Here is a 15275-nt window from a genome sequence, read left to right on the forward strand (position 1 = left end):
TCATGAACGAAGAACGTTACATAGCATTCGACCAATATCTTCAGGATGAAATGACTGTTGAGGAAAAAAATAGTTTTGAAAGTCAATTGGCAAAAGACCCAGAGTTTGCTTCGGAATTTCAGACTTTTAAAGCCGTAAACCTTCATCTGGAAACTAAATTTGGACATGAAAAAGAAAGAGAAGCTTTCAAGGAAAATCTAGTAAAAGTTTCAGATATACATTTCAACAAACCAAAAGTAATCGCGCTAAAACCTTGGCATTACAGCATTGCAGCGTCAATAATGATTTTAGTTGGATTGTTTTTTTACAACTACAATCAGCGTCCTTCTTTTGACGATTATAACCATCCGGAAACGGCTTATTTTACAGAAAGAAGCGATGAAAATGCAACTTTAAAACAAGCAGAAACTGCTTTTAATGCGAAAGAATATAAAAAGGCAGTTCCGCTTTTTGAATCCATTTTAAAGCAAAAGAATACGCCTGAAATTCAATATTTTTATGGAGTTTCATTGTTACAATCCCGTCAGCTTAAACAAGCCGAAACAGTTTTTAATGATTTAAAATTAGGAACTTCGGCATATAAGGATAAAGCACTTTGGAATTTGGCGCTCATCAAATTAAAACAAAAAAAATACGACGCCTGTAAAGCAATTTTACTCACAATCTCTGAAGATTACGAGGATTATGTTGAGGTTGAGAGTTTGTTAAAAGATCTGGAATAGAGAATAATAGAACGAAACAATCATAAAAAAAGCGACTTTTTAAAAGTCGCTTTTTCATTTTATTCAATATCCAGATAAGGATTTAAAATTTCTGCTAATTCATTCATCCAATAAAAACTTTCTTCGATGCTTGTTTTTTCGAGTTGAAGGGTTTCGCAATCCCGCATTAAACTTAACGCAAGAAGATAATTTACTTTGCGAATTGTTTTTGCCATACTTTGAGGATCGACCGATTTGTTGAAAAAATCAAGTAACCTCGTTTCGGCTTCTTTTGAAAGGGTGTTTGTACTCATAATCTTTGTGTTTAGGGAATATAAAACCCGCGCAGCTAAGGTGTCCTACGCCACAAAGAGCGTTGCAGTTGTTTCCAATACCGCCACCATACCACACGGGCAAAAGTTTTTTCGATGTCATAATTCTTTGTGTTTAGGACTGCGAAGATACCAAAAAATGCGGGGTTTATTAAAATACAGGAATAGCTTTTACGTAAACCCGTAATCAGATTTGGATTTTTAATTCTAAATTCGATTTTAATTTTACAAAACAGCCAAAAACCATTACCGATTTATCTTTATTGAATGAAAAAAACGCTATTCTTTTTTCTCTTAGTTCTTTCTCAAACGATCTTTGGCTTTGCCAAAATTACCGAAACCGAAAAACTTGCTGCAACCTGCAAAGTTTGGGGATTCCTGAAATATTATCATCCAAAAGTTGCCGGTGGAGAAGTGAATTGGGACAATCAGCTTTTAGAAAAATTACCAAAAATAGAAAGTGCACAAACCAAAGAAGAGTTCTCTTTAATTCTCGAAAACTGGATAGATGATTTAGGCGAAACAAAACAAATTTCGCCAATTATAATTCCAAAAGAGGTGGAATTTTTTGATAAAAACTTTGATTTAAGCTGGTTCAATAATAAGTTGTTTTCTAAAAAACTTTCGCAGAAATTAAAATATATTGAAGATAATAGATTTCAAAGTGATATAGAATTAGGGCCTGATTTCGACGGTTTTAAAAATATCAAAAACTACTTTGATCTTGATTATAATAAAGCAGAATCAAGAATATTGATGCTTTTTGCTTATTGGAATTTAATAGAATATTATTTTCCGTATAAATATGTAATGGATCAAAAATGGGATTTGAGTTTAATGCAAATATTGCCTCTCATTCTTGAAGCTAAAAATGAAAGCGATTTTTATAAAGCAATGAAAAAATTGTCATCAAAACTAAGTGACAGTCACGTTGAATTTATAATATATAGTTCTTTTGAATTGGGAACAAACAGATACAACTATTTTCCGGCGACAGGAAAAATTATTGACGAAAAATTGATTGTTACTGAAATTTTAGGTGATAGTCTGGCAGAAGCTGATGACATTAAAATTGGAAGTGTAATCACTAAAATAAACGATAAAACCATCAAAGAAATTATTTCAGAAAACAGAGATTTAATCTGTGCCTCTAACGAAGCGGCATATTTAGATAAACTTGTCAAACGAGTTTTGACCAGCAATTTTGAAAATGTTAAAGTTGAGTTTCTAAAAGATGGACAATACGAAACAAAATCAATGATCTGGCATAATTATCATGATTCTCACAGAAATGAATTTAAAAAAGGAGCTATAAAAAAGAAAGAAAAATTTAAACTTCTGGATAATAATGTTGGTTATGTGGACATGGGAATAATTAAAGAAAGAAATATTCCGGATATGATCGAAACCTTAAAAGCTACAAAAGCAATTGTTTTTGATATGAGAAATTATCCAAATCAAACATGGAAAGAAATTTCGAATTTTTTAAATCCACAGGAAAAAACTTTTTGTGTTTACACGATGCCTTATTTAAATTATCCAGGAAGATATGTATGGACTGAAGGAAGAAAATGCGGATATGAAAATAAAGATAATTATAAAGGAAAAGTAATTGTACTGCTTAACGAAGATTCTATAAGTCAGTCAGAATGGACAGCGATGTGTTTTCAAACGGCTGGAAATACTACAATTATCGGAAGCCAAACTGCAGGAGCGGACGGAAATGTATTTGAACTTGATTTTAAAGGATTTCACACCAGATATTCTGGAATTGGCGTCTATTATCCTGACAGACGAGAAACTCAAAGAATTGGAATTGTTCCTGATATCGAAGTAAAACAAACTATAAAAGGAATTCAGGAAGGAAAAGACGAGGTTTTGGACAGAGCATTGCTTTTTATAGAAACCGGAAAATAATTTTTAGTACTGATTTTTCTCCTGCAATGTCAGACTGAGCGAAGTCGAAGTCCCGCAAAGAAGGTCGACAAAGATTGACGATGCTCAAAATGGAGCTACTTACGGAACTTCGACTCCGCTCAGTCTGACAAAAAATACAGGTTTCTTATTAAGTAAAAACAAGAAAAAAAATCCGTTCAAATCCGCGTTTTCACAAAGTGAATCCGTGTCATCCGCGTACCATTTACCGCCATTCCCTCCAAATTGGAAAGTTTTTAATATTGTCGTAATTTTGAGCCTTTAAAAATTTAGACAATTGAATTCGACACCCATAATTACCGATACACATACTCATTTATATTCTGAAGAATTTGATCAGGATCGTGACGAGATGATTCAAAGAGCCATAAATGCGGGAGTAACCCGTTTTTTTATTCCGGCAATCGACGCGGCGGCAACGCAATCAATGTACGATTTAGAGCAAAATTATCCTGACAATATTTTCCTGATGATGGGTTTGCATCCCACTTACGTGAAAGATAATTACGAAGACGAGTTGAAGCATATTGAAACAGAATTGGCAAAAAGAAAATTCTACGCCGTTGGAGAAATCGGAATTGATTTGTATTGGGATAAAACGCATTTAAAAGAACAACAAATTGCTTTTAAAAGGCAAATTCAATTAGCAAAACAATACAAATTACCCATCGTAATTCATTGTCGTGAAGCTTTTGATGAGATTTTTGAAATTCTGGAAGAAGAAAAATCAGCTGATTTGTTTGGAATTTTCCATTGTTTCAGCGGAACTTACGAACAAGCTTTACAGGCAATATCCTATAATATGAAATTGGGAATTGGCGGCGTTGTCACTTTTAAAAACGGAAAAATCGATCAGTTTTTAAACCAAATCGATTTAAACCAAATCGTTCTTGAAACCGATTCGCCTTATTTAGCACCAATTCCATATCGTGGAAAACGAAACGAAAGCAGTTATTTAGTAAATGTTTTGACAAAATTATCTTATATTTATGGTATTTCTGAAGAAGAAATTGCAGTAATTACAACCCAAAACTCAAAAGATGTTTTTGGTATTTAACCGTATAGTTACTTAACTTTAGTTTTTTTTTTGTTCTTTTGCCCACTAAAAATAGAGATTAATGCAGAAATTTGATGCCATTCGACCGTTTTATGATTCTGAAATAAATGAAGCACTTCATGATGTTGTCAATCATCCGATGATGAAAACCATGATGAACTTTACTTTTCCGGAAGTAGAAGATGAAGTTTGGAAGGAACAACTTAGAAAAACACATTCTATTCGTGATTTTCAGTGCAACTTTATTTATAATACAATTCAAAAGGTTTTGGAGAAAAGCTCTGAAGGACTTACCACTTCAGGATTTGAGAAACTCGAAAAAAACACTTCTTACTTATTTATCTCCAATCACAGAGATATTCTTTTAGATACAACCTTATTAAATGTTTGCCTTTTTGAGCATGGTTTAGTCATGACGGCATCGGCAATTGGAGATAATCTGGTTAAAAAAGCTTTTTTAAGCACTTTGGCAAAATTAAACAGAAACTTTTTGGTTCTAAGAGGTTTAACGCCTCGTGAAATGCTGCAAAGTTCTAAATTACTGGCCGAATATATGGGACAGTTATTGCTTCGCGAAAATCGTTCGGTTTGGATTGCACAAAGAGAAGGACGTACCAAAGACGGAAATGATGAAACCAATCCAGGCGTTTTAAAAATGATTGGAATGGGTTCTGACGAAGCCAACTTAATGGATTATTTTAAAAAATTAAGAATCGTTCCCGTTTCTATTTCTTATGAATATGATCCTACAGATGTTTTAAAAATGCCGCAGTTAATGGCAGAAGCAAACAACGAGGTTTACGTTAAAGATAAAAACGAAGATTTCATGACCATTTTAAGTGGTATTATGGGAACTAAAAAACGAATACACATTTCTGTTGGCGATGTTCTGGATACTGAAATCGATCAGATTGTGGCTGAAAATGACAACTCAAACAAACAAATTCAGGCTCTGGCACAGGTAATTGATGATTCTATTTTGAAGAATTACCAATTGTGGCCAACTAATTTTATTGCCTACGATATTTTAAACGAAACCGATAAATTTTCTCATCTATATAAAGAGAGCGAAAAGTCACTTTTTGAACGTCGTTTAGAAATGCGTATCGGAAGCGATAATCCCGTTACCAGACAAGGATTTTTATCCATGTATGCCAATCCGGTTGTCAATAAATTGAAATATCAGGATGTCATCTAAAGCTAAAATACTTTTAATTTATACCGGAGGAACAATCGGTATGAGCAAAGATTTTGCAACCGGCGCACTCAAAGCTTTCAACTTTGGCAAATTATTGCAAAACATTCCTGAAATCAAACAATTAGATTGCGAGATTGAAACCGTTTCTTTCGAAAATCCGATAGATTCATCGAACATGAATCCTGAAATGTGGACAAAAATCGCCACCATTATCGAAGAAAACTATAATACTTACGATGGTTTCGTAGTGCTTCACGGCTCAGATACGATGTCATATTCGGCATCGGCATTGAGTTTTATGCTGGAGAATTTGGCAAAACCGGTTGTGTTTACAGGTTCTCAATTGCCAATTGGTGATTTGCGTACCGATGCAAAAGAAAACCTGATTACGGCAGTTCAAATTGCTTCATTACAGGAAAATGGAAAGCCGGTTATCAATGAAGTTTGCTTGTATTTTGAATATAAATTGTACCGCGGTAACCGAAGTTCAAAGGTAAATGCAGAACATTTTAAAGCTTTTACGGCGCCTAATTATCCTGAATTGGTAGAATCCGGAGTGCATCTTAAACTAAACACACATTTATTTCTTCCTGTAAAGAAAGATGCAAAACTTATTGTCCATAAAAAATTAGACAATCACGTTGCCATCATAAAAATGTTTCCCGGAATGAGCGAAGTAGTTTTGTCTTCGATTCTGGCCATTAAAGATTTAAAAGGAATTGTTCTCGAAACCTACGGATCCGGAAACGCACCTACGGAAGATTGGTTTTTAAATTTAATTGAAAAAGCCATTCAATCAGGACTTCAAATTGTAAACGTAACACAATGTTCCGGCGGAAGCGTCAATATGGGACAATATGAAACCAGCACAAAACTAAAATCTCTCGGCGTTATTTCAGGAAAAGATATTACAACAGAAGCTGCGATTACAAAATTAATGTATTTATTAGGACATAATATTCCACAAGCTGAGTTTAAAACGATCTTCGAAACGGCATTGCGAGGAGAAATTTCGCTTTAATTTTTTTTCACCATATAAGTGATATAAGTTCATTTAATGAAGCGGTTTGTATAGTTTTGTCATTTCGAGGAACGAGAAATCACATCCAGAGAGCAACGAACTGTACGGATTCAGCAATGCGAGTTACCAATAATTGGAATTTGAGCCAGACTTATAATTTCTTATATAACTTATATGGTTCAACTGCGCTTTTACTTTGGAATTTGGAATTTAAAAATTTGGAATTTAATTTCCTTTACTCTTTATAACGAACCGGAACAGTTCCCAATTCTTCTTCAGAACTACGATTTTTATAATAAACATACACAATTACAGAGATAATACAGATAATTCCCTGAATAGCAACCGTATTTCTTGTTCCGATAATATGTGATACGTAGCCAATTATCAAACTTCCGACAGGAATCATTCCCTGATACGCCATTAAATAATAACTAATACTTCTTGATCGCATATTTACAGCACTTTGTGTTTGAATGTAAATGTTTATAGATGAGGTTTGTGCCATCATTCCCACGCCGCTCAAAGCCATACAAATAAGCGCGACTGTTAAACTATTTGAGTACGCAAGTATAATGATGCTAAAACCTAATAATAAGCTCGCAGCGATCATTATCTTGTTCATGTTGTCTGATCTTTTAAGATTTGCCAGATAAATAGCGGATAAAATAGAACCAATTCCCGCCGCACTTTCAAACCAGCTGAAAGTTTGGGCGTTTCCGCTAAAAATATCTTTCGCAAAAACAGGCATTAAAGTATTAAAAGAAATCACGAATAAACTGCTGCACATTAACATCAAAAGCATTTTCGCCATTTCGGCTTCTTTTTTAACATAATCCCAGCCTTCCATAAAATCTTCCAGTATTTTAAATTTGTCGGTTGCTTTAATATGTGGTGTAATTTTCATCATTAATAATGAAATTAAAACCGGAATATAACTTAGGAAGTTTCCAATAAAACAAATGTCTTCACCATATTGGTGCAAAATAATTCCGGCCAGGGCAGGACCCGCGATTCGGGCAAAATTATTTAAGGTGGAGTTTAAGGCAACTGCATTTGATAAATCTTCTTTGTTGTCGACAATATCAATCATCATCGTTTGTCGGCACGTCATATCAAAAGAGTTTATAATTCCCTGAAAAAGACTTAAAGCCAGAATAAAATTGATGTTGTAAATTTTTAAATAAATCAGCAAAGCCAAAGCTCCGGCCTGAAGCATGGCGAGAGACTGCAATAAAATCATAGCTTTGTGTCTGTCATAACGCCCAATAATACTTCCGGCCAAAGGCGCGAGAAACAAGGACGGAATCATACTTAAAAAAGTCGCCAATCCCAATAAAAAAACAGACCCTGTAACGCTGTAAACCATCCAGCTTACCGCCGTTTTTTGAAGCCATGTTCCAATTACAGAAACAGATTGACCGTAAAAGAATAACTTGAAATTTTTTGATTTTAGCGCTTTAAACATGATCTTAAATATTTTATACAAAGTTCGGGATTATGTTTTCATTAGAAAAATTAATAATTTTACTGATTATAAGTATTTAAACTTATCAATATGGAGATTTACCAATTAGAATATTTTATTAAAACAGCTGAAGTTCTTCATTTTACAAAAGCTGCAGAATTGTGTTTCGTAACGCAGTCCGGACTTTCACAACAAATAAAAAAACTGGAAGAAGAACTGGGAATGCCTTTGTTTGTTAGGATTGGCAAAAAAGTGCAACTTACCGAAGCAGGTTCTGTTTTCCTGATTCATGCGAAACAAATTATAGAAAATGTTCAAAGCGGTAAACAGGCGATCGACGATTTAAACCAAATGATTGGCGGCGAATTGCGAATTGGGGTAACTTATATTTTCGGACTTTTGGTTTTGCCGGTTGTAAATTTGTTTGCCAAAACCTATCCGCATTTAAAAATTGTGGTCGAATATGGAACTACGGAGCCTTTGGAACAAAAACTTTTAAATAACGAATTGGATTTGGTTTTGGTGATTTCTTCCAATGAAATTGAACTTCCTTTTCAAAAAGAGCCATTGTTTACTTCTAAATTGGTTTTGGCGGTTTCAAAAGAGCATCCTTTGGCAGTTTTAGATAAAATTGCGTTTAAAAAAATAGAAGATCTTCCGCTTATTTTGCCTGTAAAAGGATTTAATTCGCGAGAGTTTCTAGATGAATTGTTTTTAAAAAACAATATGAAACCCAAAGTTTCTATAGAATTAAACGCCGTTCATGCTTTATTGCGATTGGTTGGCGACAGTGATTATTGGGCTACTATTGTAACAGAGAAGGCTTTACAAGGCTGGAACAATATCAAATCAATCAATATTACAGGCGTTGCTACACAAAGAGATTCGTTTATGTTAACGATTGAAGGTGCGTATCAAAAAAAGGCTGTAAAACTCTTTATGGAAGAATTTAGAAAAAGTATGTAAGTAATCTGTGATTTTGTTTTTGTAACTCAGTTTTTTTTGTGTTCTTTGCAAACCAAAATAGAGAGGTGTCCGAGTGGTTTAAGGAGCTAGCCTGGAAAGCTAGTATATGGGTAACTGTATCGAGGGTTCGAATCCCTTCCTCTCTGCTGTTCAATGATTAAAAGCCTTGCAAATTACTAATTTGCAAGGCTTTTTTATGTTTAGGGGACAATGGAGGGGACAAATAAATTTTAGAGTAATGAAACTTTAATTGTAAACGAAGGATTAGGTTTTTATTGAAATTAAATAGTATTCAAAGTTACAGGATTCTTTTTCAAATTTTAACAAGCCCTATAACTTCTTCTTAGGATAACATTGGTAGAAAAAAGAAGTTTGGAGGGTTTTGCTTTTTAGAATCTCTTAATAGCTGTTAAAATTAAAGATATTACGGTGAATTTTATCATTGTATTTAGTGTAATGGAAGTATCCAAAGTTGTAGTTCTTTTTTAGAAATCTTTACTCTCTTATTTATTACCTTATTCAAGATTTTATACTTAGTATCTATAGTTGGAAAATGATTAAAGTGAAGAAATTATTCACTAATTATAATTCATTCAGCATACATTAATTAACTATTTTTGTTGTATAAAAGTATAATTTAATTATGAGTAATGGTATAAGTATATATTGTGATGAAAGTTCACATCTAGAAAATGACAAGTGCAGATATATGGGTTTAGGGGCATTGTCTTGCGCGACGGATAAAAAAGATGAGGTTTTTCAAAGAATTAGGGAATACAAAACAAAACATGGATTACCAAAAAACTTTGAAATTAAATGGACAAAAGTTTCTAACTCTAAAATTGACTTCTACATGGATTTGGTAAACTATTTTTTCGATGTAGATTATTTGGGATTTAGATCTGTGATTATTGACAAAGAAACACTCGATCATAAAAAGAATGAAAGCAATCATGATGAATTTTATTATAAGATGAATTTTTTATTAATACGTGAACTTCTTCATCCAAGTAAAAAGTATAAAATTTATTTAGATAAAAAAGACACGAATGGTCGAAAAAAAATTGCAAAACTTCATACGTACTTATGTAATAAAAATTATGATTATAAAAAGGATATTGTAAACAGTGTACAAGAAGTCGTTTCAGACCAAATTGAACTCATTCAACTTTGCGATTTATTACTAGGAGCAGTTTGCTATGTAAATAGAGGACTAACAACAAATAGTGGGAAAGTAGAAATTGTTAAAAGAATTCAAAAAAGATCTGGCTATTCTCTAAGTAAAAATACTTTTCCTTCAGAGCATAAAATGAATACTTTTATCTGGACAGGTGTTAGAAAAAATGAAACTGATAACAATGAATGAGCACGTTATAACCTTACCGGACTTTATAGAATTTAATGATTATGGTAATTATGATAAGTATGAGCAAGCTCTTTTGGAAGTATACGAAAATGATTTATGGAATAGCGGACTTACTTTTAACGGCTTAAATGTTGTACCTAGAGTTCATAAAAGATTCCAATTAAAAGACAAAACTTTAGATTGGACATTTGCACATTTCACATCAAAAGGACCAGTTGAAGATGATCGCGATTTAGATTTAAGTAGATGTAAAAGAATTGGTTGGGTTAAGCCAATTATAGAAAATAGTCATTTAAATTGTGTCAAAATTTGGGAGGATTTACGTCATGACAAGAATGGAAAACCTATACACTCAGTAGTTCTATGGTGTGAACAGGCTAATTCTAAAATAGTTTTAACAAAAAATAAAGGAAAACAAAGTGAGTATTATGTTATTACTACTTTCTATCTGATTAATGGTACCAAAAAAATACAGAAACATCAAGACCTTTATGATGAATACATTAAAGTGAATGGTAAATTTAATGTAACACCTCCTTAAAACAGTAGAGGCTACACGAAATTAATCGGTAGCCTCAGCACTCCTTTAACACATGGTTAATGAGCTTATATTTTATATCGAATTAGTAATTATACTAATTCTTCTGCAAAGATATATAAGTGCACCTTGTTTTGCAAGTTTTTAGTCAACTTTATGAACATCTAACTAGTTTTATTATAAATGAATATGATATATATTCATTTACAATATTTATGCCAATTAGTAGTTTATTAAGATTTTATAATACTCATAATTAATTTTAAACTGTAATTAATCATCATTATTAGGCAATTTAAACCTTAACAAGCTTAAATAATGACTGTAAAATAAAGACCCACAATTTCATTTTTTGAAATTGCAGGCTTTTCGTCACAAAAAGAAATCCCAAATTTGAGATCTCTTTTTGTATAAACTTATGTCTTATAAAAAGTTTACTTCCCTTTTAATAATTTCTCCAAATATTCATTTTTATCTTTTTCAGCCTGAACTAAACGTTCGTAAAGTTCAACAACTTTATCTAAGGGATTAAAAGTGCAATAATTACCTGTATTAAAAACACCTTGATCGTAAATATTATTAAAACAATTTATCACATTTTCTTCTGAAAAGTTTTTAATGGCTTCAACAGAAACTCCAAGTGCTTTCGCCACTTCTTTCAGTTTTTCTTCCTCTATGTTTTCGCTGTTTTCCATTGCCGAAATTGCTTGCTGGTTTGTTCCCAAAGCTTGTGCAAGTGCTTCTTGTTTCATGTCTTTAAGTTCACGAATACGGCTTATTTTTCGCCCTATATGATATGGTTTAGTTGTTGCGCTCATACATCAAAGGTATTTAAAATTTTTAGAGAAAAATAGATTTTAGTAAAAAACAGCCTTGTTTTTGTAAGATACGGTTTTCATTATATTACTACAGGAATATAAATATCAAATTTTGCACCTTCGCCGGATTTGCCGGTTGCAGTAATAAATCCTTTGTGGTTTTCTACAATTTTTTTTACAATCGTTAAACCAATTCCGGTTCCTTTATATTCCATTTTACTGTGAAGCTGTTGAAACATTTCGAAGATACGGTCTTCAAATACAGGATCAAAGCCAATACCATTATCGGTAATTGTGATGTGACAATAGTCATTTGGCAAAGGACGGTCTTTAGAATTTGATTTGGTATATTGGCTTTCGATTGTAATATGCGGTTTTATTCCGGCTTTCGAAAATTTAAGAGAATTGTTAATTAAGCTACTTATAAGCTGCTCAAACTGAAACGCAATTATATAAGCCTCACAATCTCCGGATATTTCTATAAAGGCTTCTTTTGCTATTATTTCTTCTTTTAAATTTTCAAGTACTTTATTTATAATGTAATTAAGATTGATGTTTTCAAATTTCTTTTCTGTTACATTGGTACGGGAATACGTCAATAAATTATTGATAAGTGTTTGCATATGAGAAGCAGAAACTTCTATGCGATCAAAATAATATTTTCCTTTTTCGGTTAGATTATTGTGTTCATCTGTTGAAATTCTATCAGAAAAAACCTGAATTTTCCTTAAAGGTTCCTGAAGATGATGACTTGAGATATAAGTAAAAGCTTCGAGTTCGTTATTGGCCAGAATTAATTCTGTTGCCCGTTTTTCTTTTTCCTGATTTTGAAAAGTAAGCTCTTTATTAGCAATTACAAGTTCAGCGGCAAGTTTTTCTTTTTCCTGATTTTGATAGGCAAGTTCAGCATTTGCAATTAAAAGTTCGGCGGCTCGTTTTTCTTTTTCCTGATTTTGAAAAGTAAGTTCTTTATTGGCGATTACCAGTTCTGCGGCGCGTTTTTCCTTTTCTTTATTTTGATACGCCAATTCTGTATTTGCAATTACTAATTCGGCAGCACGTTTTTCTTTTTCTTTGTTTTGATACGCCAGTTCTGTATTTGCGATTACCAATTCGGCAGCACGTTTTTCTTTTTCCTGGTTTTGATAAGCCAGTTCCGTATTGGCAATGCTAAGTTCTGCAGCACGTTTTTCTTTTTCTTCGTTTTGAAAAGCAAGCTCAGCATTGGCAATGATTAGTTCTGCAGAACGTTTTTTTCGTTCTTCAATTTGTTGCGCCAGTCTTTTGTTAACCAGCAGCAATTCATCATTACGATTTGCTTTATTTCGATCTGAAAGAGAAGCAGTTTCGGGCAGAATAATCTTTTTTTTACTCATGTTTTTTCATGCATTTATCCAAATGTAATCTAACCAGATATAACCGCTTCGTTTTTACGTGTAATAAGTATAATTATAATTGAGAAATGGCGAAAGCACTCGAAGTACGATAATTTTTATTATAGTATTTTTCTTATATTAAAAAAAACAAAACTCTTATAAATTTACGAGGGTTTCGTTTTTTAGCTATTAGAATTACAATTTAATTTCGAATAAACTAAAAGAACCTTCTTTATAATGTTCGGGCAATTCGTTTGTCCATTCAATAGTACTTATTCCTTTATAGGTAAAACCACAACTTGTGTAATATTTGTTTATTCTGTCGTTTCCGCTGTGTGTGTCGAGTCTTATATATGATTTGTTGTTTTCTTTGGCATATGCTTTTGCCCATTCTACAATTTTTTTGACATAAGATTGTCCTCTAAATTTTGGATTTGTCGCAATGCGATGCAAATAAATAGCCGGATCCTGACTGGCTTCTTTCCAAATTATTAAATCGTCAAATGTAAGTACAAATGTGCAGGCGATTTCATCTTCTTCTTTGATTATAAAATGACGGTTTTCGGCAATTTCGGTTTCTATAAGTGCTCTTTCAAAACCTTTCCAGCTTTTGTTGTTGACTGTTTTCTGGTACGATGTTGCTTGGTTATAAATATCGAAAACAGCATCGATATCATTATTTGTAGTTTTTAAAAATTGCATTTTAAAAGAAATTCTAAAGATTAGTGAACTTGTAAAGGTAAATTTTTAAATTCCTAAATTCTTGAAAAAACGAAAAATCCTATTGTAGCCCCGATAGAAACGGCATCCTTTTATGGCTTTACCCGCAATGATGGTTAAGCCATAAAAGATATAGTGAATAGCGGGACAAATGGTCTTTTGAAAATAATTTTTCTGCTTCTAATAAGCAATTTCTAATCCTGCAGCGTCACTTTTACGTGGGGCAAAATGCGTTCGACAAATAGGGTATAAGCTTCTTTTGAGGGATGTAAACCATCGCCTGCAACTAAGGAGGGAACTTCAATTCCTTTTTTGGTAATGTCAGTTATCGAGATAAAAACTACGCCATTTGTTTTGCAATAATTTTCGGCAAACGTATTATATTGTGCAATTTCGGTCGAAATTTTTGTTGTTCCTCCAAACATGGTTCCAAAAGGTGTGTAGGCATAATCAGGAATTGAAAGTACAATTACATTTTTTTTATCGCCTTTGGCTAAAGCAATTGCCTTTGAAAGTAACTCGGGAAATTCTTTTTCATAAACAGAAAAATTGATTCCCTGATATTGATTGTTTACACCAATTAATAAAGTTACCAAATCATAATCTGAACTGGGATTTTCTGTATTTATTGCCGACATCAGATTGGTAGTTGTCCAGCCTGTTTTGGCAATTATCTTTAATAAAAAGTTTGTTTGGGGATAAATGGACTGCAAACTTGCGTTGAGCTGTTCGGGATAACGACAGGTTTCGCAAACACTTTGACCTATTGTATAGCTATCGCCTAATGCTAAATATTTGATTTTACTTGCAATAGTGATTGATGTTGGCGGGTTTGCCGGCGCAGGATTGTCGGAGGTTGTTTCGTCAGCGCTACAGCTTAAAAGGAAGATAGAAAGTATAACAGTAACTATTTGCTTGAATTGTGGTTTCATAATTTGGATAAATTAGAGTGTTCATTCTAAACAAATAGTTACGTTAAATATATTGTTTTGGTTTTATGCCATTTCTGTTTTTAGCAGAATTTGTTCTTCAATGGCATTCCAAAGTCCGATACGTTTTTCAAGTGCCAGGATTGAAACTTCTTCAACATCTTTCCATTTTTGTGCATCATCTTCGCATAATTCCGAAATCATTTGCATTGCCATTGGTCCGTGTTCATCGGCATCAAGTTCAATATGTCTTTCAAAATAATAAAGCAATTTGCTTAAATCAGTATCAGGAAGGTTTTTTTGAAAGTTTTTCAGGATTTCTGTAAACATACTCGGAATCAAATCTTCTCTTCCAAAGGTAAAAGCAGCCGCGATTTCGTGTGGTTTTCCTTGTTCGATCACTCTAAAAGTAAAATCCAGAAAAGCTTTTACATCAGGATGTAGTGAACTTTGTTTTATGGCTACAAAAATATTGTGCAGGGAATGTACCTGAGATAAAAAATTGTTTATTCCACTTGTGTCAGCACCGCAATCTTCCATGGCTTCAAGATACATTTCATAATGACTTTGTCTTCTTCCGTCGATTGTTAGATCAGTTTCTTCGGCAAGAACAATTTCGTTAATTAAATATCTTGTTTCAGGATTTTTTGTTGCAAACCAAGGTGTAGTTGTGCAGGTAAGTTTGGCTTGCAAAGCTTTCAATAACGACATAAAATCCCAAACGGCGAAGACATGATTTTCTAAGAAACTATGTAAATCATCAATACTTTGGATTTTATTGTAAAGAGAATGTTTTAATAATTGATCTTTTTGTGGTTGAATGCTATTGTTTATAGTTTCAATATTCATT

At 32.9% G+C, this 15275-nt stretch carries 15 protein-coding genes and 1 tRNA gene; 9 read left to right on the forward strand and 7 right to left on the reverse strand.

What is annotated here, in order from left to right; translation table 11 throughout:
* Window positions 1–2 precede the first annotated feature (2 nt).
* Window positions 3–722 (forward strand): tetratricopeptide repeat protein, encoded by a 720-nt coding sequence (locus AC3QL1_RS06355; RefSeq protein ID WP_492496092.1) that lies wholly within the window; start codon window positions 3–5, stop codon window positions 720–722.
* A 59-nt stretch (window positions 723–781) separates the two neighbouring features.
* Here the strand turns inward: AC3QL1_RS06355 and AC3QL1_RS06360 are convergent, their stop codons facing one another.
* Window positions 782–1015: a hypothetical protein gene (locus AC3QL1_RS06360; protein ID WP_492496094.1), complete on the reverse strand. Its 234-nt coding sequence runs from the start codon at window positions 1013–1015 to the stop codon at window positions 782–784.
* A 285-nt stretch (window positions 1016–1300) separates the two neighbouring features.
* Between AC3QL1_RS06360 and AC3QL1_RS06365 the strand changes: the two genes are divergently transcribed.
* The 4 genes from AC3QL1_RS06365 to AC3QL1_RS06380 all read left to right on the forward strand — a co-directional run bounded on the left by AC3QL1_RS06365 (window position 1301) and on the right by AC3QL1_RS06380 (window position 6244).
* Complete coding sequence (locus AC3QL1_RS06365) at window positions 1301–2950, forward strand: S41 family peptidase (protein ID WP_492496096.1); 1650 nt, start codon at window positions 1301–1303, stop codon at window positions 2948–2950.
* 295 nt (window positions 2951–3245) lie between these two features.
* Window positions 3246–4025, forward strand: a complete 780-nt coding sequence (locus tag AC3QL1_RS06370; protein ID WP_492496098.1) for a TatD family hydrolase — start codon at window positions 3246–3248, stop codon at window positions 4023–4025.
* Between the two features lie 61 nt (window positions 4026–4086).
* Complete coding sequence (locus AC3QL1_RS06375; protein WP_492496099.1) at window positions 4087–5223, forward strand: 1-acyl-sn-glycerol-3-phosphate acyltransferase; 1137 nt, start codon at window positions 4087–4089, stop codon at window positions 5221–5223.
* A complete protein-coding gene (locus tag AC3QL1_RS06380) occupies window positions 5213–6244 on the forward strand; it encodes an asparaginase (protein ID WP_492496100.1) in 1032 nt (343 codons plus the stop codon). The genes AC3QL1_RS06375 and AC3QL1_RS06380 overlap by 11 nt, the downstream gene beginning before the upstream one ends.
* A 235-nt stretch (window positions 6245–6479) precedes the next feature.
* Here AC3QL1_RS06380 and AC3QL1_RS06385 read toward each other — a convergent pair whose 3' ends face one another.
* Complete coding sequence (locus tag AC3QL1_RS06385) at window positions 6480–7712, reverse strand: MFS transporter (protein WP_492496102.1); 1233 nt, start codon at window positions 7710–7712, stop codon at window positions 6480–6482.
* Window positions 7713–7802: 90 nt separating this feature from the next.
* Here AC3QL1_RS06385 and AC3QL1_RS06390 point away from each other — a divergent pair, with 90 nt between their 5' ends.
* The 4 genes from AC3QL1_RS06390 (at window position 7803) to AC3QL1_RS06405 (ending at window position 10585) form a co-directional block, all read left to right on the forward strand.
* Entirely contained in the window at window positions 7803–8678 is an 876-nt protein-coding gene (locus AC3QL1_RS06390) for a LysR substrate-binding domain-containing protein (protein WP_492496103.1), read from the forward strand.
* 59 nt (window positions 8679–8737) lie between these two features.
* Window positions 8738–8824: transfer RNA gene (locus AC3QL1_RS06395), tRNA-Ser, on the forward strand.
* A gap of 497 nt (window positions 8825–9321) precedes the next feature.
* The gene (locus AC3QL1_RS06400) at window positions 9322–10044 is read left to right on the forward strand and encodes a DUF3800 domain-containing protein (protein WP_492496105.1); all 723 of its coding nucleotides are present in this window, start codon (window positions 9322–9324) and stop codon (window positions 10042–10044) included.
* Window positions 10037–10585: a hypothetical protein gene (locus tag AC3QL1_RS06405; protein ID WP_492496107.1), complete on the forward strand. Its 549-nt coding sequence runs from the start codon at window positions 10037–10039 to the stop codon at window positions 10583–10585. The genes AC3QL1_RS06400 and AC3QL1_RS06405 overlap by 8 nt, the downstream gene beginning before the upstream one ends.
* A gap of 431 nt (window positions 10586–11016) precedes the next feature.
* Here AC3QL1_RS06405 and AC3QL1_RS06410 read toward each other — a convergent pair whose 3' ends face one another.
* From AC3QL1_RS06410 to AC3QL1_RS06430, 5 genes are all read right to left on the reverse strand, one after another.
* On the reverse strand, window positions 11017–11400 hold the full coding sequence (locus tag AC3QL1_RS06410; RefSeq protein ID WP_492496109.1) for a helix-turn-helix domain-containing protein: 384 nt from the start codon (window positions 11398–11400) through the stop codon (window positions 11017–11019).
* Between the two features lie 80 nt (window positions 11401–11480).
* Window positions 11481–12776, reverse strand: a complete 1296-nt coding sequence (locus AC3QL1_RS06415; protein WP_492496111.1) for a sensor histidine kinase — start codon at window positions 12774–12776, stop codon at window positions 11481–11483.
* Between the two features lie 195 nt (window positions 12777–12971).
* Window positions 12972–13478, reverse strand: coding sequence for a GNAT family N-acetyltransferase (locus tag AC3QL1_RS06420; protein WP_492496113.1), 507 nt, complete (start codon window positions 13476–13478; stop codon window positions 12972–12974).
* Between the two features lie 212 nt (window positions 13479–13690).
* Window positions 13691–14428: an SGNH/GDSL hydrolase family protein gene (locus AC3QL1_RS06425; protein ID WP_492496114.1), complete on the reverse strand. Its 738-nt coding sequence runs from the start codon at window positions 14426–14428 to the stop codon at window positions 13691–13693.
* Window positions 14429–14491: 63 nt separating this feature from the next.
* Complete coding sequence (locus AC3QL1_RS06430) at window positions 14492–15274, reverse strand: DUF3050 domain-containing protein (protein ID WP_492496116.1); 783 nt, start codon at window positions 15272–15274, stop codon at window positions 14492–14494.
* Window position 15275 lies beyond the last annotated feature (1 nt).

Source organism: Flavobacterium sp. GW823-FHT04A11, from assembly GCF_058796535.1.